The sequence below is a fragment of the Haematobacter sp. genome, assembly GCF_032102465.1.
Lineage (GTDB): Bacteria > Pseudomonadota > Alphaproteobacteria > Rhodobacterales > Rhodobacteraceae > Haematobacter.
Map to the genome: position 1 here is coordinate 24,750 of NZ_DAMDHB010000021.1, position 22,432 is coordinate 47,181.

General features: G+C 65.1%; 23 protein-coding genes. All 23 read left to right on the forward strand.

The window, feature by feature from the left end:
- Positions 1–6: 6 nt before the first annotated feature.
- The 23 genes from RT513_RS13395 to RT513_RS13505 all read left to right on the forward strand — a co-directional run bounded on the left by RT513_RS13395 (position 7) and on the right by RT513_RS13505 (position 22,429).
- On the forward strand, positions 7–1,611 hold the full coding sequence (locus RT513_RS13395) for a carboxyl transferase domain-containing protein (RefSeq protein ID WP_088214799.1): 1,605 nt from the start codon (positions 7–9) through the stop codon (positions 1,609–1,611).
- 114 nt (positions 1,612–1,725) lie between these two features.
- Positions 1,726–2,223: a thermonuclease family protein gene (locus RT513_RS13400; protein WP_088214800.1), complete on the forward strand. Its 498-nt coding sequence runs from the start codon at positions 1,726–1,728 to the stop codon at positions 2,221–2,223.
- A 40-nt stretch (positions 2,224–2,263) separates the two neighbouring features.
- A complete protein-coding gene (locus RT513_RS13405) occupies positions 2,264–2,779 on the forward strand; it encodes an O-acetyl-ADP-ribose deacetylase (protein WP_290691216.1) in 516 nt (171 codons plus the stop codon).
- Positions 2,779–4,719 (forward strand): acetyl/propionyl/methylcrotonyl-CoA carboxylase subunit alpha, encoded by a 1,941-nt coding sequence (locus RT513_RS13410; RefSeq protein ID WP_290691219.1) that lies wholly within the window; start codon positions 2,779–2,781, stop codon positions 4,717–4,719. Before RT513_RS13405 ends, RT513_RS13410 begins: the two co-directional genes overlap by 1 nt.
- Positions 4,716–5,372 carry a glutathione S-transferase family protein gene (locus RT513_RS13415; RefSeq protein WP_290691221.1) on the forward strand — a complete coding sequence of 219 codons (657 nt, stop codon included), beginning with the start codon at positions 4,716–4,718 and terminating at the stop codon, positions 5,370–5,372. The genes RT513_RS13410 and RT513_RS13415 overlap by 4 nt, the downstream gene beginning before the upstream one ends.
- A complete protein-coding gene (locus tag RT513_RS13420) occupies positions 5,365–6,225 on the forward strand; it encodes a hydroxymethylglutaryl-CoA lyase (protein WP_290691224.1) in 861 nt (286 codons plus the stop codon). Before RT513_RS13415 ends, RT513_RS13420 begins: the two co-directional genes overlap by 8 nt.
- Positions 6,226–6,330: 105 nt before the next feature.
- Positions 6,331–7,161: a crotonase/enoyl-CoA hydratase family protein gene (locus RT513_RS13425; protein ID WP_290691226.1), complete on the forward strand. Its 831-nt coding sequence runs from the start codon at positions 6,331–6,333 to the stop codon at positions 7,159–7,161.
- A 215-nt stretch (positions 7,162–7,376) separates the two neighbouring features.
- Complete coding sequence (locus RT513_RS13430) at positions 7,377–7,742, forward strand: NADH-quinone oxidoreductase subunit A (protein ID WP_035745146.1); 366 nt, start codon at positions 7,377–7,379, stop codon at positions 7,740–7,742.
- The gene (locus RT513_RS13435; protein ID WP_179209136.1) at positions 7,733–8,266 is read left to right on the forward strand and encodes a NuoB/complex I 20 kDa subunit family protein; all 534 of its coding nucleotides are present in this window, start codon (positions 7,733–7,735) and stop codon (positions 8,264–8,266) included. The genes RT513_RS13430 and RT513_RS13435 overlap by 10 nt, the downstream gene beginning before the upstream one ends.
- Positions 8,267–8,273: 7 nt before the next feature.
- A complete protein-coding gene (locus RT513_RS13440) occupies positions 8,274–8,888 on the forward strand; it encodes an NADH-quinone oxidoreductase subunit C (protein WP_290691231.1) in 615 nt (204 codons plus the stop codon).
- 12 nt (positions 8,889–8,900) lie between these two features.
- Complete coding sequence (locus tag RT513_RS13445) at positions 8,901–10,109, forward strand: NADH-quinone oxidoreductase subunit D (protein ID WP_035745142.1); 1,209 nt, start codon at positions 8,901–8,903, stop codon at positions 10,107–10,109.
- A 61-nt stretch (positions 10,110–10,170) separates the two neighbouring features.
- On the forward strand, positions 10,171–11,448 hold the full coding sequence (locus tag RT513_RS13450; RefSeq protein WP_290691234.1) for an NADH-quinone oxidoreductase subunit E: 1,278 nt from the start codon (positions 10,171–10,173) through the stop codon (positions 11,446–11,448).
- A complete protein-coding gene (locus RT513_RS13455; RefSeq protein ID WP_088214809.1) occupies positions 11,448–11,672 on the forward strand; it encodes a DUF5337 domain-containing protein in 225 nt (74 codons plus the stop codon). The genes RT513_RS13450 and RT513_RS13455 overlap by 1 nt, the downstream gene beginning before the upstream one ends.
- Positions 11,673–11,676: 4 nt before the next feature.
- The gene (gene nuoF, locus RT513_RS13460) at positions 11,677–12,972 is read left to right on the forward strand and encodes an NADH-quinone oxidoreductase subunit NuoF (protein WP_088214810.1); all 1,296 of its coding nucleotides are present in this window, start codon (positions 11,677–11,679) and stop codon (positions 12,970–12,972) included.
- Between the two features lie 2 nt (positions 12,973–12,974).
- Positions 12,975–13,475 carry a DUF3291 domain-containing protein gene (locus RT513_RS13465; protein ID WP_088214811.1) on the forward strand — a complete coding sequence of 167 codons (501 nt, stop codon included), beginning with the start codon at positions 12,975–12,977 and terminating at the stop codon, positions 13,473–13,475.
- A 3-nt stretch (positions 13,476–13,478) separates the two neighbouring features.
- Positions 13,479–15,500, forward strand: coding sequence for an NADH-quinone oxidoreductase subunit NuoG (nuoG, locus tag RT513_RS13470; RefSeq protein ID WP_290691239.1), 2,022 nt, complete (start codon positions 13,479–13,481; stop codon positions 15,498–15,500).
- Positions 15,501–15,653: 153 nt separating this feature from the next.
- Complete coding sequence (nuoH, locus tag RT513_RS13475) at positions 15,654–16,691, forward strand: NADH-quinone oxidoreductase subunit NuoH (RefSeq protein ID WP_290691241.1); 1,038 nt, start codon at positions 15,654–15,656, stop codon at positions 16,689–16,691.
- A 49-nt stretch (positions 16,692–16,740) separates the two neighbouring features.
- Complete coding sequence (gene nuoI, locus RT513_RS13480; RefSeq protein WP_035713893.1) at positions 16,741–17,235, forward strand: NADH-quinone oxidoreductase subunit NuoI; 495 nt, start codon at positions 16,741–16,743, stop codon at positions 17,233–17,235.
- 7 nt (positions 17,236–17,242) lie between these two features.
- Positions 17,243–17,650, forward strand: coding sequence for a carboxymuconolactone decarboxylase family protein (locus RT513_RS13485; protein WP_035713892.1), 408 nt, complete (start codon positions 17,243–17,245; stop codon positions 17,648–17,650).
- Between the two features lie 2 nt (positions 17,651–17,652).
- Entirely contained in the window at positions 17,653–18,261 is a 609-nt protein-coding gene (locus tag RT513_RS13490; protein ID WP_088215028.1) for an NADH-quinone oxidoreductase subunit J, read from the forward strand.
- A gap of 77 nt (positions 18,262–18,338) precedes the next feature.
- On the forward strand, positions 18,339–18,644 hold the full coding sequence (gene nuoK, locus RT513_RS13495; protein WP_035745126.1) for an NADH-quinone oxidoreductase subunit NuoK: 306 nt from the start codon (positions 18,339–18,341) through the stop codon (positions 18,642–18,644).
- 3 nt (positions 18,645–18,647) lie between these two features.
- On the forward strand, positions 18,648–20,885 hold the full coding sequence (gene nuoL, locus RT513_RS13500) for an NADH-quinone oxidoreductase subunit L (protein ID WP_290691249.1): 2,238 nt from the start codon (positions 18,648–18,650) through the stop codon (positions 20,883–20,885).
- The gene (locus tag RT513_RS13505; protein ID WP_290691251.1) at positions 20,885–22,429 is read left to right on the forward strand and encodes an NADH-quinone oxidoreductase subunit M; all 1,545 of its coding nucleotides are present in this window, start codon (positions 20,885–20,887) and stop codon (positions 22,427–22,429) included. The genes nuoL and RT513_RS13505 overlap by 1 nt, the downstream gene beginning before the upstream one ends.
- Positions 22,430–22,432 lie beyond the last annotated feature (3 nt).

Genomic DNA, 22,432 nt, shown 5'->3' on the forward strand with positions numbered 1-22,432 from the left:
GGCGCCATGAAACTCGTCTCCGCGGCACTGACCGCTTCTGAAGGCTTCCGCGCCAACCGGGCCGCCCACCTGTCCCTGCTGGAAACGGCGGCGGAGGCCGCGGCGCTGGCCGCGGCTGGGGGCGGCGAAAAAGCCCGCGCCCGCCATGTGTCTCGGGGCAAGATGGCCCCGCGGGAACGTGTCGCGAACCTGCTGGACCCCGGCTCGCCCTTTCTGGAGATCGGCGCGACCGCCGCGCATGGCATGTATGACAATGCCGCCCCCTGCGCGGGGCTGATCGCCGGGATCGGGCGCGTGGCGGGGCAGGAGGTGCTCATCGTCTGCAATGATGCGACGGTGAAGGGCGGCACCTACTATCCCATGTCGGTGAAGAAGCACCTCCGTGCGCAAGAGATCGCGGAGGAGAACCATCTTCCCTGCGTCTATCTGGTGGATTCGGGCGGCGCGAACCTGCCCCAGCAGGACGAGGTCTTCCCGGACCGGGAGCATTTCGGCCGCATCTTCTACAATCAGGCGCGGATGAGCGCGAAGGGCATCCCGCAGATAGCCGTCGTCATGGGGTCATGCACCGCAGGCGGGGCCTATGTGCCGGCCATGTCCGACGTGACGATCATCGTGAAGAACCAAGGCACGATCTTCCTCGCCGGCCCTCCGCTGGTAAAGGCGGCGACGGGGGAGGTCGTGTCGGCCGAGGATCTGGGCGGCGGGGACGTGCACACGCGCCTGTCGGGTGTTGCCGATTATCTGGCGGAGGACGACACGCACGCACTGGCGCTGGCGCGGCAGGCCGTGGCGGGGCTGAACCGCACGAAGCCGTTTACCGTGACGATGCAGTCCAGCGAAGAACCGGCCTATGACCCGGAGGAGATCCTTGGCGTCGTGCCCGCCGATCTGAAGACGCCCTACGACATCCGGGAGGTCATTGCCCGCGTGGTGGACGGCTCCCGCTTCGACGAGTTCAAGGCGCGGTTCGGCGAGACGCTGGTGACGGGATTTGCCCATGTCACCGGGATTCCGGTGGGGATCATCGCCAACAACGGGGTGCTGTTCTCCGAATCCGCCGTGAAGGGCGCGCATTTCGTGGAGCTGTGCTCGCAACGCGGCATTCCGCTGGTGTTCCTTCAGAACATCACCGGCTTCATGGTGGGGCGGAAGTACGAGAGCGAAGGCATCGCCCGCCACGGGGCTAAGCTGGTCACCGCGGTCGCCACGACGGAAGTGCCGAAGATCACCATGCTGGTCGGCGGCTCCTTCGGGGCGGGGAACTACGGCATGGCAGGGCGGGCCTATTCGCCGCGGTTCCTGTGGACATGGCCGAACTCGCGCATTTCCGTCATGGGTGGCGAGCAGGCGGCGGGTGTGCTGGCAACGGTGAAGCGCGAAGGTATCGAACGCACCGGCGGGAGCTGGAGCGCGGAGGAGGAGACCGCGTTCAAGCGCCCCACCATCGAGATGTTCGACCGGCAGAGCCACCCGCTCTATGCCTCCGCCCGGCTGTGGGACGACGGGATCATCGATCCGCGCAAGACGCGCGATGTGCTGTCCCTCAGCCTCTCGGCGAGCCTGAACGCGCCTGTCGGCCAGACGCGCTTCGGCGTGTTCCGCATGTGAGGCATGGGATGAGAAACCCCGCGCAACCAGCGGATTCCACAGGCAGTCGAAAGCATCGGCGGATTTCGCCGGAGCGGGTTGCCTTTGCCGGTGCGACCGGTCAGAAGCGGGGCGATGTTCACGCTTCTTTCTCCACCGCGGATGCTTCGCCGCGCTCTTCGGCTGCGGTCGCGGCTGCTGTTTCTTGTCCTGCTGGCGACACTGGGACCGGCCGGGCTGGATATGGGCATGGCGGTGGTCAAGCCCATCCACGAGGGCAATGGCAAGACCTGCCGCATCTGGTCAGTCACGGATGGGGATACGCTGAAGCTCGCCTGCCTGACCCGCGGTCTGGTGAACACGCGGCTGCGCGGCTTCGACACGCCGGAGCTGTTCAGCCCCGGCTGCCCCTCCGAATTCGCAAGGGCAGTTGCCGCGACATGGCTGCTCCGCTGGAAGCTCTGGGGGGCGGAGCATATCGAGGTGCGGATCGGCTCCCGCGATCTCTACGGGCGGTCGCTGGCGACGGTTCTGCTGGACGGCAGACCCCTCGCCGCGATCATGGTGGGAAGCGGGCTGGCGCGGGCCTACGATGGCGGGCGCAGGCAGGGCTGGTGCGGCGGCCTGATCTGAGCGCGGGCCTGATCGCCGGTCTGAGCGCGGGGGCGGCGGGATGACGCCGCATTGTCAGGAGGGCCGCCTCTCGGTTGTCGTGGCCGATATCACCACACTCCATGTCGATGCCCTGGTGAATGCCGCGAACCGCTCGCTTCTGGGCGGCGGAGGCGTGGATGGCGCGATCCACCGTGCCGCCGGGCCAGAGCTGCTGGCCGAGACGCGGACCCTCGGCGGGGCCGAAACCGGAGAGGTGAAGGTCACGAAGGGCTACCGATTGCCCGCCCGCTACGTGATCCATGCGGTAGGCCCGGTCTGGAGGGGCGGGACGGAGGGGGAGGCCGCACTGCTCGCCTCCTGCTACCTCCGCGCGTTGGAGGAGGCGGAGAAGCTTGGCCTCGCCTCCATCGCCTTTCCATCCATATCCACCGGCATCTACGGCTATCCCGCGGGGGCCGCCGCAGGGATCGCCGTCAACACTGTGCGGGAAGCGCAGGCGTCGCTCGACGTGATCTTCTGCTGCTTCTCCGAGGAACAGGCGCGCCTGCATTGCACGGCGCTGGGGAGGGAATGATGTTCCGCAAGATCCTGATTGCCAACCGGGGCGAGATCGCCTGCCGCGTCATGGAGACCGCCCGCCGCATGGGGATCGCGACGGTGGCCGTCTATTCCGATGCGGATACCGGGGCGAAACATGTGGCCATGGCCGATGAGGCCGTCCATATCGGTGGCCCGAAGCCGGCTGACAGCTATCTGCGCGGCGACCGCATCATCGCCGCCGCGCGGCAGACAGGCGCAGAGGCGATCCACCCCGGCTACGGCTTCCTGTCGGAGAACCCCGAGTTCGTCGATGACGTCACCGCGGCAGGGCTGGTGTTCATCGGCCCCTCGGCCAGCGCCATCCGCGCGATGGGCCTGAAAGATGCCGCGAAACGGCTGATGCAGGAGGCGGGCGTGCCCGTGGTGCCGGGTTATCTCGGCGCGGATCAGGACGCGGCCCGACTGGCAGAGGCGGCGGCGGAAGTGGGCTATCCCGTGCTCATCAAGGCGGTGGCGGGCGGCGGCGGCAAGGGTATGCGGCTGGTGGAGACGCCCGACGCCTTTGCCGATGCGCTGGCCTCCGCCCAGGGGGAGGCGCGCACCGCTTTCGGCAATCCCGACGTGCTGATCGAGAAATACGTCGAAAAGCCCCGCCACATCGAGGTGCAGGTGTTGGGCGACGGCACCGATGCCGTTCATCTGTTCGAGCGGGACTGTTCGCTCCAGCGCCGCCACCAGAAGGTGATCGAGGAAGCTCCGGCCCCCGGCATGACGGCGGAAATGCGCGCCGCCATGGGCAAGGCGGCGGTGAAAGCCGCGCGCGCCATCGGCTATGCCGGTGCAGGCACCATCGAGTTCATCGTGGACGGGTCTCGCGGGCTGCGCCCTGACGGGTTCTGGTTCATGGAAATGAACACCCGCCTTCAGGTGGAGCATCCGGTGACGGAGGCCATCACCGGCATCGACCTTGTCGAGTGGCAGATCCGCGTGGCGGCGGGCGAGCCGCTGCCCGCGCGGCAGAGCGACCTTGCCATTCACGGTCATGCCTTCGAGGCACGGCTTTACGCGGAGGACGTCCCCGCGGGCTTTCTGCCCGCGACGGGGCGGCTTGAACATCTTGCCTTCCCGGCCGGTGTGCGGGCCGACAGCGGTGTGCGGCCGGGCGATGCGATCAGCCCGTGGTATGATCCGATGATCGCCAAGATCATCGTCCACGGCCCGAACCGGGAGATTGCGCTTTCGCGTCTGGCCGCGGCGGTGGAGGGCACGGAGGTGGCGGGGAGCGTCACCAACCTTGCGTTTCTCGCGGCACTGGCGCGCCATCCCGGCTTTGCGGCGGGGGAGGTCGATACCGGCCTCATCGCGCGGGATCTGGCGGACCTCACCGCCCCGCCGCCCGCACCGCTTGCGGTCGCGCCGCTGGCCGCGCTTGCCGTGGCGGGTCTTGCGGGGGGCGGGAATGCGCACACCGGCTTCACGCTCTGGACGCCGCTCCGCCAGACCGTCGCCCTCCTGCTGGATGGCGAGGACCGGAGCGCCGTGGTGCTGCCGCTCGCGCCCGATCATTTCCGGGTGGAGATCGGTGAGGTCATCCACGAGTGCACATTGCGGCAGGGGCAGTGGTGGGTTGACGGCGAGAAGGCGGAGGTGCGGATCGTGCCGCTCTCCGCGGGCGTCGCGCTCTTTGCCCATGCCGCTCATATCGCGCGGCCCGTTGATCAGCTTGCCCGTGCCGCAGAGGGCGGTGCAGGCGGCAATGCCGTGCTGGCGCCGATGCCGGGGTTGGTGAAGGCCGTTTTCGTGACGCCCGGGGCGACGGTGGAAAAAGGCCAGCGGCTCGCCGTGCTGGAGGCGATGAAGATGGAGCACACCCTCGCCGCGGGGCGGGACGGCACCGTGGCCGAAGTGCTCGCCGGCGAGGGATCGCAGGTGGAGGCCGGCGCGCCGCTCATCCTGCTGGAGGAGGAGGCATGATCCGGCTCCATCACGTTCCGCAGGCGCGTTCGTTCCGCATCCTCTGGCTCCTGCTGGAAATGGGGGAGCAGCCGGAGGTCATTATACACTCCATGCTCGACAAGTCCCTGCGGTCGCCCGATTATCTCGCCCTGTCCCCGGCAGGGCGGGTTCCGGCGCTGGAGATCGACGGGCGGCGGCTGTTCGAATCCGGCGCGATCACCGAATATCTGTGCGAGACGCGCGCCCCGCAGCTTGGGCGCGCCCCGGGGGACGTGGAACGGGCGGACTGGCTGGAATGGCTGCATTTCGCGGAAACCATCGGCCAGCATCTTGCCAACCTGACACAGCAGCACATCGTGCTGCGGGAGGATCACATGCGCTCCCCCACCGTGATGCGGCTGGAGGCCAAGCGGCTCGAAAAGACGGTGGAGGTGGTGGAGCGGGGTCTGGAAGGCCGAGATTTTCTGCTGCCCTCCGGCTTTTCCGCGGTGGATGTGCAGGTGGGCTACGGCGTCATGATGGCGCGCCGTTTCGTGCGCTTCGATGCCTTTCCCTCCGCCTCCCGCTGGCTGCATCACTTCGAGACGCGCCCCGCCTTCCGCCGCGCGCTGGAAGAGGATGGCGAGGCCGAAATCTACACCCGCGATTTCTATGAGGCGCCGAATGCGTGACGTCGAGATCTTCGAGGTCGGCCCGCGCGACGGGCTGCAGAATGAAAAGCGCCTGATCCCGGCGGCGGAAAAGATCGCGCTGGTGGATCTGCTCTCCACCGCCGGTTACCGCCGGATCGAGGTGGCGAGCTTTGTCAGCCCGAAATGGGTGCCCCAGATGGCGGACGGGGCGGCGGTGCTGGCCGGCATCCGCCGGGTGCCGGGCATCAGTTACGCGGCCCTTGCGCCCAATCTGAAGGGTTATGAGGGGGCAAGGAACGCGCGGGCGGACGAGGTCGCGGTGTTCGGCTCGGCCTCCGAGGGGTTCTCGAAGGCGAACATCAACGCGACGATAGCGGAGAGTATCGAACGCATGCAGGGGGTCGCGGCGGCAGCCAAGGCCGACGGCATTCCCGTGCGCGGCTACATCTCCTGCGTGACGGATTGCCCCTATGACGGGCCGACACCGCCCGCCCACGTCGCTCGTGTCGCGGCGGCGCTCCGCGACATGGGCTGCTACGAGGTGAGCCTTGGCGACACGATAGGGCAAGGCAGGCCGGAGACGATCCGCGCAATGCTGGAAGCCGTGCTGCAGGAACTGCCCGCGGAGCGGCTGGCGGGCCATTACCACGACACGGCGGGACGCGCGCTCGACAATATCGCTGCATCGCTGGAACTGGGCGTGAGGGTCTTCGACGCGGCGGTGGGCGGTCTTGGCGGCTGCCCCTATGCGCCGGGGGCCAAGGGCAATGTCGCGACGGAAGCCGCCGTGGCGTTTCTGGAGGAGGGCGGTTGGCGGACCGGCCTTGACCGCACGGTCATCGCCGAAGCGGCGCAGATGGCCCGGAACCTTCGCAGTCCCGAAGCCGCCTGACCCCGCCCGGCCCAACGGCGTCCAGCGCGCGGGGGACGCCCCCCGCGACCCCCGGCTCGACCGCCCCTCCCTTGCCCTGATCCTGTCCGAAACGGAGATGCCGAGATGACCGAGACCACCCGCCCTGAGGCCACCCGCCCTGAAACCACCCCCCTTGAGACCATAAGCCTCGAGATCGACGCGCGCGGTGTCGCCACGCTGACCCTCGCGCGGCCCGAACGGCATAACGCGCTTTCGGCGCAGATGATGGATGAGTTGTCCGAGGCGGCGCGGCGGCTCGGGGAAGACCCGTCAGTCCGGGTGGTGATCCTCGCGGCGGAAGGCGAGAGTTTCTGTGCAGGCGGTGACCTAGGCTGGATGCGGGAGCAGATGCGGGCCGATGCGACGCAGCGGGCGCGGGAGGCACGGCGGCTCGCCGACATGCTGGGCCTGCTGGACCGCCTGCCGAAGCCGCTGATCGGCCGCATTCAGGGGCAGGCCTTCGGCGGCGGGCTCGGCATGATCTCCGTCTGTGATACCGCGATCGGAGTGACGGGGCTGAAGCTCGGTCTGACGGAGGTGCGGCTCGGGCTGATCCCGGCGACGATCGGGCCTTATGTGGTTGCGCGGCTCGGCGCGGCGCGTGCCCGGCGCGTATTCTTCTCTCCCCGCATCTTCGGCCCGGAGGAGGCGCTGTCGCTCGACCTGCTGTCGCGCGTGGTGCCGCCCGAAGAGCTGGATGCGGCGGTGGAGGCGGAGGTGGCCCCCTATCTCGTTGCCGCGCCGGGGGCGGTGGCCGATTCCAAGGCTCTCGTGCGGCGACTCGGCGGCGGGGTGACACCGGAGATGGTGGATGCGACGATAGGCGCACTTGTCGCGCGCTGGGAGACCGCCGAAGCAGAGGAGGGTATCGCCGCATTCTTCGAGAAACGCCCCCCCGCCTGGCGTGACGCCTGAGCGCGGCTCTTCGTTGAAAACCACGGGAAATGCGCCGCCGGATACGTCCGGGAATCGGTTTGGTTCCGTTTTCCGGCGCGAGTGCCTGAAAACGCGACGTTTGCGATCGCAGAAGGCGCTTGCTGCGCCGCAGTCGGTTGACCCCGGCGGGGGGCAGGGGTAAACCGCTTCGCAGCCAACCGGGATGCTACGGTATCCCAGCGAAGGAGCCACCAGTGGACGATCTGCTGAGAGAATACCTGCCGATCCTCGTCTTTCTCGGTGTTGCCGTCGCCCTCGGCCTCGTCCTGATGCTTTCGGCTGCGATTCTCGCGGTGCGGAAACCGGACCCGGAAAAGGTCTCGGCCTACGAGTGCGGCTTCAACTCGTTCGACGACGCGCGGATGAAGTTCGATATCCGCTTCTACCTTGTCTCGATCCTGTTCATCATCTTCGATCTCGAAGTCGCCTTCCTGTTCCCGTGGGCAGTGGCGTTCGGCGGCCTTACAGAAGTGGCCTTCTGGTCGATGATGATCTTCCTCGGCGTCTTGACCGTTGGCTTTGCCTACGAATGGAAGAAGGGAGCTCTCGAATGGGAGTGATGACCGGCGCGAACACTGCGGGTGCTGACCGCGAAGTCGCCACCCAGGCGCTGAACCGCGAGCTTCAGGACAAGGGGTTCCTGCTCACCTCGACCGAGGACATCATCAACTGGGCGCGCATCGGCTCGCTCCACTGGATGACGTTCGGGCTGGCCTGCTGCGCGGTCGAGATGATCCAGATGTCCATGCCGCGCTATGACGTGGAGCGCTTCGGCGCGGCACCCCGCGCCTCGCCCCGCCAGTCCGACCTGATGATCGTCGCGGGCACGCTGACCAACAAGATGGCGCCCGCGCTTCGCAAGGTCTATGACCAGATGCCGGAGCCGCGCTACGTGATCTCCATGGGATCCTGCGCCAACGGCGGCGGCTATTATCACTACAGCTATTCGGTTGTCCGGGGCTGCGACCGGGTCGTTCCGGTCGATGTCTATGTCCCGGGTTGCCCCCCCACGGCGGAGGCGCTGCTCTACGGCATCCTCCAGTTGCAGCGGAAAATCCGCCGCACCGGCACCATTGCACGTTGAGGGCAAGATGAGCGACGCAGTCCTTGCAGATGCCCCCCTCGCCGAGCTGGCGGAGCATATCCAGAGCCGGCAGCCGCAGCATGTCCTGTCCACCAAGGTCGATTTCGGCGAGTTGACGGTCGAGGCCGACCGCAGTTCCATCGTGGCGTTTCTGGAGTTCCTTAAGACCGATCCGAACTGCCGCTTCTCGACGCTGGTCGATCTGACAGCGGTGGACTACCCCGAACGCGAAGCCCGCTTCGATGTGGTCTATCACCTGCTGTCGATGTACCAGAACCAGCGCGTCCGCGTGAAGATCCAGGTGCGGGAGGAGGAGCTCGTGCCCTCCGTCACCGGGGTCCATGCCGGGGCGAACTGGCTGGAGCGGGAGGTGTTCGACATGTTCGGCATCCTGTTCTCCGGCCACCCGGATCTGCGGCGCATCCTGACGGACTACGGTTTCCGCGGCTTTCCGCTGCGCAAGGACTTCCCGACCACCGGCTACACGCAGGTGCGTTATGACGAGGAACAGAAGCGGGTGATCTACGAACCTGTCAACCTCGTGCAGGAATATCGTCAATTCGACTTCATGTCGCCATGGGAGGGTGCGCAATACATCCTGCCGGGCGACGAGAAGAAGTGAGGAGGGTCTGAGATGGACGGTGCTTTCGACGACGCTCTGACCGGCGAACAGAAGATCCGCAACTTCAACATCAACTTCGGGCCGCAGCACCCCGCGGCGCACGGCGTGCTGCGCATGGTGCTGGAGCTGGACGGCGAGGTGGTGGAACGCGCCGACCCGCATATCGGCCTGCTTCATCGCGGCACCGAGAAGCTGATGGAGAGCCGGACCTATCTTCAGAACCTGCCCTACCTAGACCGGCTCGACTACGTCTGTCCGATGAACCAGGAGCATGCCTACTGCCTGGCCATCGAGAAGCTGACCGGAACGGTGGTTCCGCGGCGCGCGAGCCTGATCCGGGTGCTCTATTGCGAGATCGGGCGCATCCTGAACCACATCATGGTCATCACGACCGGGATCATGGACGTGGGCGCGCTGACACCGCCGCTCTGGGGCTTCACCGCCCGCGAAGAGCTGATGGTGTTCTATGAGCGGGCCTGCGGGGCGCGTCTGCACGCGGCCTATTTCCGTCCCGGCGGCGTCCATCAGGATCTGCCGCCCGACCTCATCGACGATATCGACGCCTGGGCCGACAGGTTCCCGAAGCTCATCGACACTCTGGATGCGCTCATCACCGAAAACCGGATCGTCAAGCAGCGGCTCGTGGATATCGCGCTGGTGACGGAAGAGGACATCCAGCAATACGGCTTCTCCGGCGTCATGGCGCGGGGCACCGGTCTTGCCTGGGATCTTCGCCGCTCGCAGCCTTATGAGTGCTACGACGAGTTCGATTTCCAGATCCCCGTGGGCACCAACGGCGATTGCTACGACCGTTATCTCTGCCGGATGCAGGAGATGCGGGAATCGACCAAGATCATCAAGCAGGCCATCGCAAAACTCCGCCAGACCCCGGGCGATGTGCTGGCGCGCGGCAAGATCACCCCGCCGAAGCGCGGTGACATGAAGCGTTCGATGGAAAGCCTCATTCACCACTTCAAGCTCTACACCGAAGGGTTCCATGTCCCCGCCGGTGAGGTCTATGCGGCGGTTGAAGCTCCCAAGGGGGAGTTCGGCGTCTATCTCGTCGCCGACGGAACCAACCGGCCCTACCGCGTGAAGCTGCGCGCTCCGGGCTACATGCACCTTCAGGCGATGGACTATCTTGCCAAGGGGCATCTTCTGGCCGACGTGACCGCAATCATCGGCACGCTCGACATTGTGTTCGGCGAGGTGGACCGGTGAGCCGCCCCGCCCAAAGCCAGCTGGCCGCGCCCGTCGCGGCCCGCCAGACCGGAGCCGTCTGATGCTACGCCGTCTTTACCACGCGCAGCCCAACCATTTCGAGTTTGCTCCCGCGAACCTCGACTGGGCGAAGGCGCAGATCTCGAAATATCCCGAAGGGCGTCAGGCTTCTGCGGTGATCCCGCTGCTCTGGCGCGCGCAGGAGCAGGAAGGCTGGCTGACAAAGCCCGCGATCGAATATGTCGCGGACATGTTGGGCATGGCCTATATCCGCGTGCTCGAAGTCGCGACCTTCTACTTCATGTTCCAGCTGCAACCGACTGGCACTGTCGCCCATGTCCAGATCTGCGGCACCACGTCCTGCATGATCTGCGGCGCGGAAGACCTGATGGCGGTCTGCAAGAAGCGGATCAACGCCCAACCCCATGAACTCTCGGCGGACGGAAAGTTCAGCTGGGAGGAGGTGGAATGTCTCGGCGCCTGTTCCGGTGCGCCGATGGCCCAGATCGGCAAGGACTATTACGAGAACCTCACCGAGGACAAGCTCGTGGCCCTGCTCGACGATCTGGCCGCCGGCAAGGTTCCGGTGCCCGGCCCGCAGAACGGGCGCTTCTCCTCCGAGCCGGCGACGGGTCTGACGAGCCTCACCGACCTTGCGGAAGACCGGCCGGAGCGCAACGCTTCCGTGACGCTCGCGCTTGCCATCGGGGATACCGTCAAGCGCATCGACGGGACGGAAGTGCCCCTCAACGCGCCCTGGCTCGACCGTTCCGACCGCAATGCGCCGGTCGAAGGGGGCGAGGAGGTCCAGCCCACCCCGGGTGCGGGTCATCCGATCGACGAGACCGGGATCTCCATCGAGGAAGCGCCCGTGGAGACCGTCGGGCGGCCGGAGGTCGAGGGCACCGCCACCGGCGGCACGGCGACGGGTGAACCCGGCCAGCCTGTCGCGGGTGACGATCCCGAAGGCCGGGACGACAAGGATGTAGACCAGGAGCCGGAAAGCGATCCCAAGGTCACGGCGGAGGATGCCGTGATCCTTGGCGGTGGTGCCCCGACGCGCCCGGGCTTCCTGCCTGAACCGCGGGAGGGCGAGGCGGACAATCTGCTCCGCATCTCCGGCGTCGGCCCGAAGCTCGAGAAGATGCTCCACGACCTCGGCATCTTCCATTTCGACCAGATCGCTGCCTGGACGGCGGAGGATCTGGCATGGATCGATGCGCATCTGCACGAATTCAAGGGGCGCGCCCTGCGCGAGGATTGGATCGGACAGGCGAAAATCCTCGCTGCCGGCGGGGAGACCGACCATTCCCGCAAGGTGGAGCGTGGGGAGATCTGATGACGGAGGACGCACACAGGGCACTGGCGGTGCAGGCCAGACAGGCGGGCGGCGTGATGGCCGCCGCCATGGTGCTCTGGTTCGTTCTGCAATGGGTCGGGGGGCGCATGGGCTGGGACAGCCGCTATGCCTTCCTGATCGACTTTGCCGCGATCGGCGCCCTCGTGTGGGGTATGATCGTCACATGGCGCGTCTGGCGCAAACGCCGGGCCTTGGAAGGGTGAGAAGATGCTGAAGGACCAGGACCGGATCTTCACCAACATCTACGGGATGCATGACCGCTCCCTGGCCGGCGCGAAGAAGCGCGGGCACTGGGACGGGACTGCCGGCCTCATCGAGAAGGGGCGCGACTGGATCATCGACGAGATGAAGAAGTCGGGCCTGCGCGGGCGGGGCGGGGCAGGTTTTCCGACCGGTATGAAATGGTCCTTCATGCCGAAGGAATCCGACGGCCGTCCGGCCTATCTGGTCATCAACGCCGATGAATCCGAACCCGCGACCTGCAAGGACCGGGAGATCATGCGCCACGATCCGCATACGCTGATCGAAGGCGCGCTGATCGCCTCCTTCGCGATGGGCGCGCATGCGAGCTACATCTACCTGCGCGGCGAATACATCCGGGAGCGGGAGGCGCTGCAGGCTGCCATCGACGAATGCTATGAGGACGGTCTGCTCGGCGTGAACGCGGCAGGCTCGGGCTGGGACTTCGATCTCTACCTGCACCACGGGGCCGGCGCCTATATCTGCGGCGAGGAAACGGCCCTGCTGGAGAGCCTCGAGGGCAAGAAGGGCATGCCGCGGATGAAGCCGCCGTTTCCGGCGGGTGCGGGGCTCTACGGTTGCCCGACCACGGTGAACAACGTCGAATCCATCGCCGTGGCGCCGACGATCCTGCGCCGGGGCGGGGAGTGGTTCGCCTCCTTCGGGCGGCCGAACAACGCGGGCGTGAAGCTCTTCGGTCTGACCGGGCATATCAACACGCCCTGCGTCGTCGAGGAGACCATGTCCATCTCGATGAAGGAACTCATCGAGAAACACGGCGGCGGTATCCGCGGCGGCTGGAAGAACCTGAAGGCCGTGATCCCCGGCGGCGCGTCCTGCCCGATCATCCCGGCGGACCAGTGCGACGATGCCATCATGGATTATGACGGCATGCGGGAGCTGAAATCTTCCTTCGGCACCGCCTGCATGATCGTGATGGATCAGCAGACCGACGTCATCAAGGCGGTCTGGCGGCTGGCGAAATTCTTCAAGCACGAAAGCTGCGGTCAGTGCACGCCCTGCCGGGAAGGCACCGGCTGGATGATGCGCGTGATGGACCGGCTGGTCACCGGGGATGCGGAAGTCGAGGAAATCGACATGCTCTTCCAGGTGACGAAGCAGGTCGAGGGCCACACGATCTGCGCGCTCGGCGATGCGGCTGCGTGGCCGATCCAGGGTCTCATCCGCCACTACCGCAACGAGATCGAAGACCGCATCAAGTATAAAAAGACCGGGCGCGTCTCGGCCATCGCGGCGGAGTGACGATGGCGCCCGAGGGGATGCATCTCGCCGAGCTGAACATCGGACGGCTGATCGCCGAAACCGATGATCCGCGCGTGGCGGAGTTCATGGCGGCGCTGGACCGGGTGAACACGCTCGGCAAGCGGATGCCGGGCTTCGTGTGGATGATGGAAGGATCGGGCGAACCGGGCAAGGGCAATACGGAAACGAAGATTGCGGGCGATCCGCGCTTCGTCTCCAACCTCACCGTCTGGGAGGACGTGGAGAGCCTTGAGCGCTTCGTGTGGAACACCGTCCACCGCAGCTTCTACGAGCGGCGGGCGGAGTGGTTTGAGGTGCTGGGGCGGATGCATTTCGTCATGTGGTGGGTGCCTGCCGGGCACCGGCCTACGCTGGAGGAGGGTCTGGCGCGGCTGGACCATCTGACGGCCCATGGCGACAGCGACCATGCCTTCGGGTGGAAATATCTGGATGACGCGCGGCTCTGGCGGAGCCGTGGGTGCCGGCAGATCGCGGCGGAGTAAGTGATGTCGAATATCAGGAAAATCTCCATCGACGGCCTCGTCTATGAAGTGGACGGCGCGATGACCATCCTGCAGGCCTGTGAGGTCGCCGGGATCGAGGTGCCGCGCTTCTGCTACCATGAGCGGCTGTCCATCGCGGGCAACTGCCGGATGTGTCTGGTAGAAGTGGTCGGCGGTCCCCCGAAGCCCACGGCGTCCTGCGCCATGCAGGTGAAGGATCTGCGTCCCGGCCCGAACGGCGAGCCGCCGGTGGTCAAGACCAACTCGCCCATGGTGAAGAAGGCGCGGGAGGGGGTGATGGAGTTCCTGCTCATCAACCACCCGCTCGACTGCCCGATCTGCGATCAGGGCGGCGAATGCGACCTTCAGGACCAGGCGATGGCCTATGGCGTGGATTTCTCCCGCTACCGTGAGCCGAAGCGTGCGACCGAGGATCTGAACCTCGGCCCGCTGGTCGAGACGCATATGACGCGCTGCATCTCCTGCACCCGCTGCGTCCGCTTCACCACCGAGGTCGCCGGGATCACCCAGATGGGCCAGACCGGCCGGGGTGAGGACAGCGAGATCACGAGCTACCTCAACCAGACGCTCGACAGCAACATGCAGGGCAACGTGATCGACCTGTGCCCGGTCGGTGCGCTGGTGTCGAAACCCTACGCTTTCACCGCGCGTCCTTGGGAGCTGACCAAGACCGAGACGATCGACGTGATGGATGCGCTCGGCTCCAACATCCGGGTGGATACGAAGGGCCGCGAAGTCATGCGCATCCTGCCGCGCAACCATGACGGCGTGAACGAGGAGTGGATCTCCGACAAGACCCGCTTCGTCTGGGACGGGTTGCGCCGCCAGCGGCTCGACCGGCCCTATGTGCGCGAAAACGGCAGGCTGCGCCCGGCAACGTGGGGTGAAGCGCTGCAGAAGGCCGCCGCCGCGATGAAGGGCAGGAAGGTCGCCGCACTGGTGGGCGATCTCGCCCCGGTGGAGGCGATCTATGCTCTGAAGGAACTCGTGCAAGGGCTTGGCGGCAATGTGGAATGCCGGACGGACGGGGCGAAGCTGCCCGCCGGAAACCGGTCGGGCTACGTCGGCACCGCGCGGATCGAGGAGCTGGAAAATGCGGAGCTGATCCAGCTCATCGGCACCGATCCGCGCAACGAATCTCCCGTGCTGAACGCCCGTATCCGCAAGGCGTGGATCAACGGCGCGAAGGTCGGGCTGATCGGGTCCGCCGCCGACCTAACCTACAGCTATGACCATGTCGGACCGGGACGCGCCGCGCTGCGGGAGCTTGCGGGCAAGGATATCTCCGACGAGACAAAGGCGAAGCCCAGCGTCGTCGTCATCGGGCAGGGGGCGTTGACGGAGGCGGATGGCGCGGCGGTGCTCTCGCAGGCGATGCAGCTGGCGGAGAACACCGGCTCCGGCTTCCTCGTGCTGCATACTGCGGCGAGCCGCGTGGGCGCCATGGACGTCGGCGCGGTGACCGAGGGCGGGATGGATGCCGCGCTGAACGGGGCAGAGGTGATCTACAGCCTCGGCGCCGATGAGGTGGAGATCGCGCCCGGGCCGTTCGTCATCTATCAGGGCCATCACGGAGACCGCGGCGCGCATCGGGCGGACATCATCCTGCCGGGCGCCGCCTATACCGAGGAAGCCGGGCTGTTCGTCAATACCGAAGGCCGCCCGCAACTCGCGCTCCGCGCAGGTTTCCCGCCGGGTGAGGCAAAGGAGAACTGGGCGATCCTGCGGGCGCTTTCGGCCGAACTCGGCGCGACGCTGCCCTATGACTCGCTGGCTGCCCTGCGCAGGAAGCTGGTGGCGGAGGTGCCGCATCTGGCGCGCATCGACGAGGTGGCCGAGAACGCCTGGACCCCGCTCGACCCCAGCGCACCGGCGGATGCCGATTTCCGCCCGGTCATCCGGGACTTCTACCTGACCAACCCCATTGCCCGGGCGTCGCAACTGATGGCGGAGCTTTCTGCTCTCGCCGCCGCCCGGCGCTCGCCGGCCATGGCGGCGGAGTAACGTCCCGTGATCCGGTTCGACCCCACCGGCAACTACCGTATCCGGGCTGGCATCTGCGGGCCGGATGCTGTTAACAGCAGCGTGACCGGAGGGAGCGAGTCTCTCTCCCCGGCCGACCCAGCGATGACCGACGGTCAATGAACGTGAGGCAAGATGGCTGACTTCTTTTCCACCACCGCAGGGACCATCGTCCTCATCGTCGGTCAGTCCCTTCTGGTCGTCGCCTTTGTGATGCTGTCGCTGATCTATCTGGTCTATGGCGACCGGAAGATCTGGGCAGCGGTCCAGATGCGCCGCGGGCCGAACGTCGTCGGTCCCTGGGGTCTGTTCCAGACCTTCGCCGACGCTCTCAAATATGTCCTGAAGGAGATCGTGGTTCCCGCGGGGGCCGATAAATTCGTCTTCTTCCTCGCCCCGCTCCTGTCTTTCGTTCTGGCGATCCTCGGCTTCGCCGTGATCCCGTTCGCGGATGGCTGGGTGCTTGCCAATATCAACGTCGCCATCCTGTTCCTTTTCGCTATCTCCTCGCTGGAGGTTTACGGCGTGATCATGGGGGGATGGGCGTCGAACTCCAAATATCCCTTCCTCGGTTCGCTTCGGTCTGCGGCGCAGATGATCTCCTATGAGGTGTCGCTGGGGCTCATCATCATCGGGGTGGTGATCTCCACCGGTTCGCTGAACCTCTCGGCCATCGTCCATGCGCAGAGCGGCTCGGCCGGGCTGTTCAACTGGTACTGGCTGCCGCACCTGCCGATGGTCGTGCTGTTCTTCATCTCTGCCCTGGCAGAGACGAACCGCCCGCCCTTCGACCTGCCCGAAGCAGAATCCGAGCTCGTGGCGGGCTTCATGGTCGAATATTCCTCCACGCCGTATCTGCTGTTCATGGCGTCGGAATACATCGCCATCTGGCTGATGTGCGCGCTCATCTCCATCCTGTTCTTCGGCGGCTGGCTCTCGCCCATTCCGGGCCTGCCGGACGGCGCGATCTGGATGTTCCTGAAGATGTGTTTCTTCTTCTTCCTCATCGCGATGGTGAAGGCGATCGTGCCGCGTTACCGCTACGACCAGCTCATGCGGATCGGCTGGAAGGTATTCCTTCCGCTGTCGCTGATCTGGGTCGTCCTCATCGCCTTCCTCGCGCGTTACGAAGTGTTCGGTCACTTCTGGGCCCGCTGGTCGATGGGGGGCTGAGGATGAAAAGGCAGCCGACGAAACAGACGCCGAAGGAAAGGGCGCACTGATGGCCACCATAAACTATGCGCGCGCAGCGAAGTATTTCCTGATGACCGATTTCATCAAGGGCTTCGGTTTGGGTCTGAAATACTTCTTCGCGCCGAAGGAGACGGTGAACTATCCGTTCGAAAAGGGCCCGCTGTCTCCCCGCTTCCGCGGTGAGCATGCGCTGCGCCGTTACCCGAACGGCGAGGAACGCTGCATCGCCTGCAAGCTGTGCGAAGCGATCTGCCCGGCGCAGGCCATCACCATCGATGCCGAACCGCGGGAGGACGGCTCCCGTCGGACCACGCGCTATGACATCGACATGACGAAGTGCATCTACTGCGGCTTCTGCCAGGAAGCCTGCCCCGTGGACGCGATCGTCGAAGGCCCCAACTTCGAGTTTTCCACCGAGACCCGGGAGGAGCTGTTCTACGACAAGGCCAAGCTTCTCGACAACGGCGCCCGCTGGGAAGCTGAAATCGCCCGCAATCTCGAGCTTGACGCTCCATATCGGTGAGGCAGACATGAGCGACGACTTCTCCCGCATGTTCAAGGCGATGCTGGAAAGCAGCCAGGAGATGGCGCGCTCGCTCAATCCGGCACTCGAAGACTTCCGCATGCCGGGCTTCGACGAGCTGATGCCGACCATGTCCAAGAACTTCATGGAGATGGCCTTCGGCAGGACATTCAACCGCGAGGGGCTGGACAGCAAGACCCGCCTGCTCGTGATCATCGCCGCGCTCACCATGCTCGGCGCGCAGGCGGAGCCGCAGTTGAAGCTCACCATCCGCCACGCGCTGGAAGCGGGCGCGACCAAGCGGGAGATCGCGGAAGTGATCTACCAGATGGGCATGTTCGGCGGGCTGCCGTCGATGAACCGGGCGCTGGAGATCGCGCAGAGCGTCTTCGGGGCCAAGGGAACAGAAGAATGACGATGCTAACCTTTGCCTTCTATCTCTTTGCCATCACCACGGTGGTGGCCGGTCTCATGGTCGTGACGGCCCGGAACCCCGTGCATTCCGTTCTCTGGCTCATTCTGGCTTTCTTCGCGGCGGCGGGGCTGTTCGTCCTGCTCGGGGCGGAGTTCGTGGCGATGCTGCTGCTCATCGTCTATGTCGGCGCGGTTGCGGTGCTCTTCCTCTTCGTCGTGATGATGCTCGACGTCGATTTCGAGGAATTGAAGAGCGAGATGGTGCGGTACATGCCGCTCGGCCTGCTGATCGGCCTTGTCATCATCATGCAACTCGCCATCGCGTTCGGAAGCTGGACGATGGCGCCGACGGCGGAGGCCGCGCGAATGGCGCCGGCGCCCGCGCCGGAGGTCATGCACAACACCGCGGCCCTCGGCCATCTGATCTATGACCGTTACGTTTACCTGTTCATGGCCTCCGCGCTCGTGCTGCTGGTCGCAATGATCGGGGCAATCGTGCTCACCCTGCGGCATCGGACGAATGTGAAGCGGCAGGATGTGATCAAGCAGATGATGCGAGACCCGGCAACGGCGATCGAGCTCAAGGACATCAAGCCGGGGCAGGGACTCTGACCACCCCGACGGAACAAGGGCGGGCCGACCGCCGGTGAAGGCCGGTGCGGAAGCGCCGGAAGCGAGGGACGAGGACGATGATCGGACTCACACATTATCTGACGGTGGCCGCGGCGCTGTTCGTCATTGGGATCTTCGGGATCTTCCTCAACCGGAAGAACGTGATCGTCATCCTGATGTCGATCGAGCTGATCCTGCTGTCTGTGAACATCAATCTGGTGACCTTCTCGGCCTTCCTCGGCGATCTCGTCGGGCAGGTCTTCACCCTGTTCGTGCTGACGGTCGCCGCGGCCGAAGCGGCGATCGGGCTGGCGATCCTGGTCTGCTTCTTCCGGAACCGCGGCACCATCGACGTCGAAGACGTCAACGTGATGAAGGGCTGAGGCATGGAAAAGATCATCGTCTTCGGCCCGCTTCTGGCGGCCATCATCGGCGGCTTCGGCTGGAGGATCATCTCGGAGCGCGGGGCGCAGTTCCTCACCACCGGGCTAGTGTTCTTCGCCGCGATCCTGTCCTGGGTGCTGTTCCTGACCTATGATGGCGAGGCGTATCGCGTCCCGCTGATGACCTGGCTCGAGTCCGGCACGCTCTATGCAGACTGGTCGCTGCGCATCGACCGGTTGACGACGATCATGCTGATCGTGGTCAATACCGTCTCCGCGCTCGTGCATCTCTACAGCTTCGGCTACATGGCGCATGACGACAACTTCGGCGACACGCCCTACCGGGCGCGGTTCTTCGCCTACCTGTCGTTCTTCACCTTCACCATGCTCATGCTGGTGACGTCGGACAACCTGCTGCAGATGTTCTTCGGCTGGGAAGGCGTCGGCGTGGCCTCCTACCTGCTGATCGGCTTCTACTACAAGAAACAGTCCGCGGGCGCTGCGGCGATGAAGGCGTTCATCGTCAACCGGGTGGGCGACTTCGGCTTCATCCTCGGCATTGCCGCGCTCTACTTTCTGGTGGACTCGATCCGCTTCGACGACATTTTCGCTGCGGCTCCCTCGCTCGCCACGACCGAGATCAGTTTCCTGTGGCGTGACTGGAACGCCGCGAACCTCGTGGCATTTCTGCTGTTCATCGGCGCCATGGGGAAATCGGCGCAGCTCTTCCTCCACACCTGGCTCCCGGACGCCATGGAAGGCCCGACGCCGGTTTCGGCCCTGATCCATGCCGCCACCATGGTGACGGCGGGCGTGTTCCTGGTCTGCCGCATGTCGCCGCTGATCGAGTTCGCGCCCGAAACCAAGACCTTCATCGTCATCATAGGCGCGTCCACCGCCTTCTTCGCGGCGACGGTCGGTCTCGTGCAGAACGACATCAAGCGTGTCATCGCCTATTCGACCTGTTCGCAGCTCGGCTACATGTTCGTGGCGGCGGGCGTGGGCGTCTATTCGGCAGCGATGTTCCACCTGCTCACGCACGCCTTCTTCAAGGCGATGCTGTTCCTGGGCGCGGGCTCGGTCATCCACGCGATGCATCATGAGCAGGATCTGCGGAATTACGGCGGACTGCGCAAGAAACTGCCCGTGACCTACTGGATGATGATGATCGGCACCTTGGCGATCACCGGCGTCGGCATTCCGCTTACCCATATCGGTTTCGCCGGGTTCCTCTCGAAGGACGCGATCATCGAGAGCGCCTGGGCCGGCGGGACGGGAGCGTCACAATACGCTTTCTGGATGTTGGTCATCGCCGCTTTCATGACATCCTTCTACTCTTGGCGGCTGATGTTCCTCACCTTCTTCGGCAAGCCGCGCGATGCGCATGTCGTGGCGCATGACACCGAGGAACCCGACGCTCATGCCAACCACCAGGCGGATCATCATTCCAAGCCTCACGACAGCGACCATGGCCACGGCCATCACGGTTCCGCCTATGACCACGCGCATGAAAGCCCAAGGGTGATGCTGGTCCCGATGATCGTTCTGGCTTTCGGCGCGGTCTTTGCGGGGATGATCTGGCAAAAGCCCTTCTTCGGCGACCATCATGCGGTAGAACAGTTCTTCTCCATCCCGGCGCAGCACGAGGAGGTCGCGGCAGCCGACCATGGCGCGGTGCCCGTAGGGGCGCCTGTGGAAACGGCCGCTGGCGAGGCGGCACCGGCAGACCATGCCGCCGCTCCGACGGAAGCTGCACCGGCAACAGCGGAGCATGCGGCTGTCCCGGCGAAGATCGGGGCGATCTTCATGCATCCCGACAACCACGTGATGGAAAATGCCCACCATGCCCCGGTCTGGGTCAAGGTGTCGCCGTTCATCGCGATGCTTCTGGGGCTGGGGCTGGCCTATGTCATGTACATTCGTGACCCGAGCCTTCCGGCACGCGTCGCTTCCACCAATCGCCCGCTCTACAAGTTCCTGTTGAACAAATGGTACTTCGACGAGATCTATCTGTTCATCTTTATCCGCCCGGCGCAGGCGCTCGGCCGGTTCCTGTGGAAAAACGGTGACGGCGCGACGATCGACGGCGGGATCAACGGGCTGGCCACCGGGATCATTCCGTTCTTCGCACGGCTCGCGGGGCGGCTGCAGTCGGGTTACCTGTTCCACTACGCTTTCGCCATGGTGGTGGGCATTGCCCTGCTCGTCACCTGGATGACGCTCTGGGGAGGAGCGCACTGATGGAAAACCTCCTTTCGATCGTCACCTTCACGCCCCTCGTTGCGGCGATCATCCTTGCGCTGTTTCTACGCGGGGACGATGCGGCGGCGCAGCGGAATGCCAAGTGGCTGGCTCTCATCGCAACGACGGCGACCTTCCTCGTCTCGCTGTTCATCCTGATCGGCTTCGACCCATCCGATACCGGCTTCCAGTTCGTGGAAAACCGGGAGTGGATTCTCGGCCTTCGCTACAAGCTGGGTGTTGACGGCATTTCCGTGCTCTTCGTCATGCTGACGACCTTCCTCATGCCGCTGACCATCGCGGCCTGCTGGGATGTCACCTACCGGGTGAAGGAGTACATGATTGCCTTCCTCATCCTGGAAAGCCTGATGATCGGCGTCTTCGTGGCGCTGGACCTCGTGCTGTTCTACCTGTTCTTCGAAGCGGGCCTGATCCCGATGTTCCTCATCATCGGCATCTGGGGCGGGAAGGACAGGATCTACGCCTCCTTCAAATTCTTCCTTTACACCTTCCTCGGCTCGGTGCTGATGCTGGTGGCGATGGTGTCGATGTACTGGCAGGCGGGCACGACCGACATTCCGACCTTGCTGAACCATCAGTTCGCCTCCGCGCCGCTCACGCTCATGGGCTGGCAGATCATGGGCGGCGTGCAGACGCTGCTGTGGCTCGCCTTCTTTGCCTCCTTCGCGGTCAAGATGCCGATGTGGCCGGTCCACACCTGGCTGCCGGATGCACACGTGCAGGCTCCCACCGGGGCGTCCGTTCTGCTGGCGGCGGTAATGCTGAAGATGGGGGGCTACGGCTTCCTGCGCTTCAGCCTGCCAATGTTCCCGGTGGCGTCGGATCTGCTGGGGCCGTTCGTTCTGTGGCTCTCCGTGATCGCGATCATCTATACCTCTCTCGTTGCGCTTGTGCAGCAGGACATGAAGAAGCTGATCGCCTATTCGTCGGTGGCCCATATGGGTTATGTGACAATGGGGATTTTTGCGGCCAACCAGCAGGGGCTGGACGGCGCGATCTTCCAGATGATCAGCCACGGCTTTGTCTCGGGTGCGCTCTTCCTTTGCGTCGGGGTCGTTTATGACCGTATGCACACCCGGGAGATTTCGGCCTACGGCGGGCTGGTGAACCGGATGCCTGCCTATGCGGCGGTCTTCCTGTTCTTCACCATGGCCAACGTCGGTCTGCCCGGGACGTCCGGCTTCATCGGAGAGTTCCTGACGATCGTCGGGGTGTTCCAGGTGAACACCTGGGTCGCGACCTTCGCCGCGACCGGGGTGATCCTGTCGGCCTGCTATGCGCTCTGGCTCTACCGCCGTGTGGTGCTGGGCGATCTGGTGAAGGAAAGCCTCAAGTCCATCACCGACATGACCCGGCGCGAGAAGGCGATCTTTGCCCCCCTCGTCGCCATGACACTTCTGCTTGGCGTGTATCCGTCGCTCGTCACCGACATCATCGGGCCTTCCGTGGCCAATCTGGTGCAGGGTTACGAGACGGCCGTCGCCCAGGCCGGTGAGGCCGCGACGCGGCTCGCCCGGAATTGAACC

Bases quoted from the DNA above. Each gene is read 5' to 3' on its own strand.
- RT513_RS13395 (WP_088214799.1), top strand. From the start codon at position 7: ATGAAACTCGTCTCCGCGGCACTGACCGCTTCTGAAGGCTTCCGCGCC.
- RT513_RS13400 (WP_088214800.1), top strand. From the start codon at position 1,726: ATGTTCACGCTTCTTTCTCCACCGCGGATGCTTCGCCGCGCTCTTCGG.
- RT513_RS13405 (WP_290691216.1), top strand. From the start codon at position 2,264: ATGACGCCGCATTGTCAGGAGGGCCGCCTCTCGGTTGTCGTGGCCGAT.
- RT513_RS13410 (WP_290691219.1), top strand. From the start codon at position 2,779: ATGTTCCGCAAGATCCTGATTGCCAACCGGGGCGAGATCGCCTGCCGC.
- RT513_RS13415 (WP_290691221.1), top strand. From the start codon at position 4,716: ATGATCCGGCTCCATCACGTTCCGCAGGCGCGTTCGTTCCGCATCCTC.
- RT513_RS13420 (WP_290691224.1), top strand. From the start codon at position 5,365: ATGCGTGACGTCGAGATCTTCGAGGTCGGCCCGCGCGACGGGCTGCAG.
- RT513_RS13425 (WP_290691226.1), top strand. From the start codon at position 6,331: ATGACCGAGACCACCCGCCCTGAGGCCACCCGCCCTGAAACCACCCCC.
- RT513_RS13435 (WP_179209136.1), top strand. From the start codon at position 7,733: ATGGGAGTGATGACCGGCGCGAACACTGCGGGTGCTGACCGCGAAGTC.
- RT513_RS13440 (WP_290691231.1), top strand. From the start codon at position 8,274: ATGAGCGACGCAGTCCTTGCAGATGCCCCCCTCGCCGAGCTGGCGGAG.
- RT513_RS13445 (WP_035745142.1), top strand. From the start codon at position 8,901: ATGGACGGTGCTTTCGACGACGCTCTGACCGGCGAACAGAAGATCCGC.
- RT513_RS13450 (WP_290691234.1), top strand. From the start codon at position 10,171: ATGCTACGCCGTCTTTACCACGCGCAGCCCAACCATTTCGAGTTTGCT.
- RT513_RS13455 (WP_088214809.1), top strand. From the start codon at position 11,448: ATGACGGAGGACGCACACAGGGCACTGGCGGTGCAGGCCAGACAGGCG.
- nuoF (WP_088214810.1), top strand. From the start codon at position 11,677: ATGCTGAAGGACCAGGACCGGATCTTCACCAACATCTACGGGATGCAT.
- RT513_RS13465 (WP_088214811.1), top strand. From the start codon at position 12,975: ATGGCGCCCGAGGGGATGCATCTCGCCGAGCTGAACATCGGACGGCTG.
- nuoG (WP_290691239.1), top strand. From the start codon at position 13,479: ATGTCGAATATCAGGAAAATCTCCATCGACGGCCTCGTCTATGAAGTG.
- nuoH (WP_290691241.1), top strand. From the start codon at position 15,654: ATGGCTGACTTCTTTTCCACCACCGCAGGGACCATCGTCCTCATCGTC.
- nuoI (WP_035713893.1), top strand. From the start codon at position 16,741: ATGGCCACCATAAACTATGCGCGCGCAGCGAAGTATTTCCTGATGACC.
- RT513_RS13485 (WP_035713892.1), top strand. From the start codon at position 17,243: ATGAGCGACGACTTCTCCCGCATGTTCAAGGCGATGCTGGAAAGCAGC.
- RT513_RS13490 (WP_088215028.1), top strand. From the start codon at position 17,653: ATGCTAACCTTTGCCTTCTATCTCTTTGCCATCACCACGGTGGTGGCC.
- nuoK (WP_035745126.1), top strand. From the start codon at position 18,339: ATGATCGGACTCACACATTATCTGACGGTGGCCGCGGCGCTGTTCGTC.
- nuoL (WP_290691249.1), top strand. From the start codon at position 18,648: ATGGAAAAGATCATCGTCTTCGGCCCGCTTCTGGCGGCCATCATCGGC.
- RT513_RS13505 (WP_290691251.1), top strand. From the start codon at position 20,885: ATGGAAAACCTCCTTTCGATCGTCACCTTCACGCCCCTCGTTGCGGCG.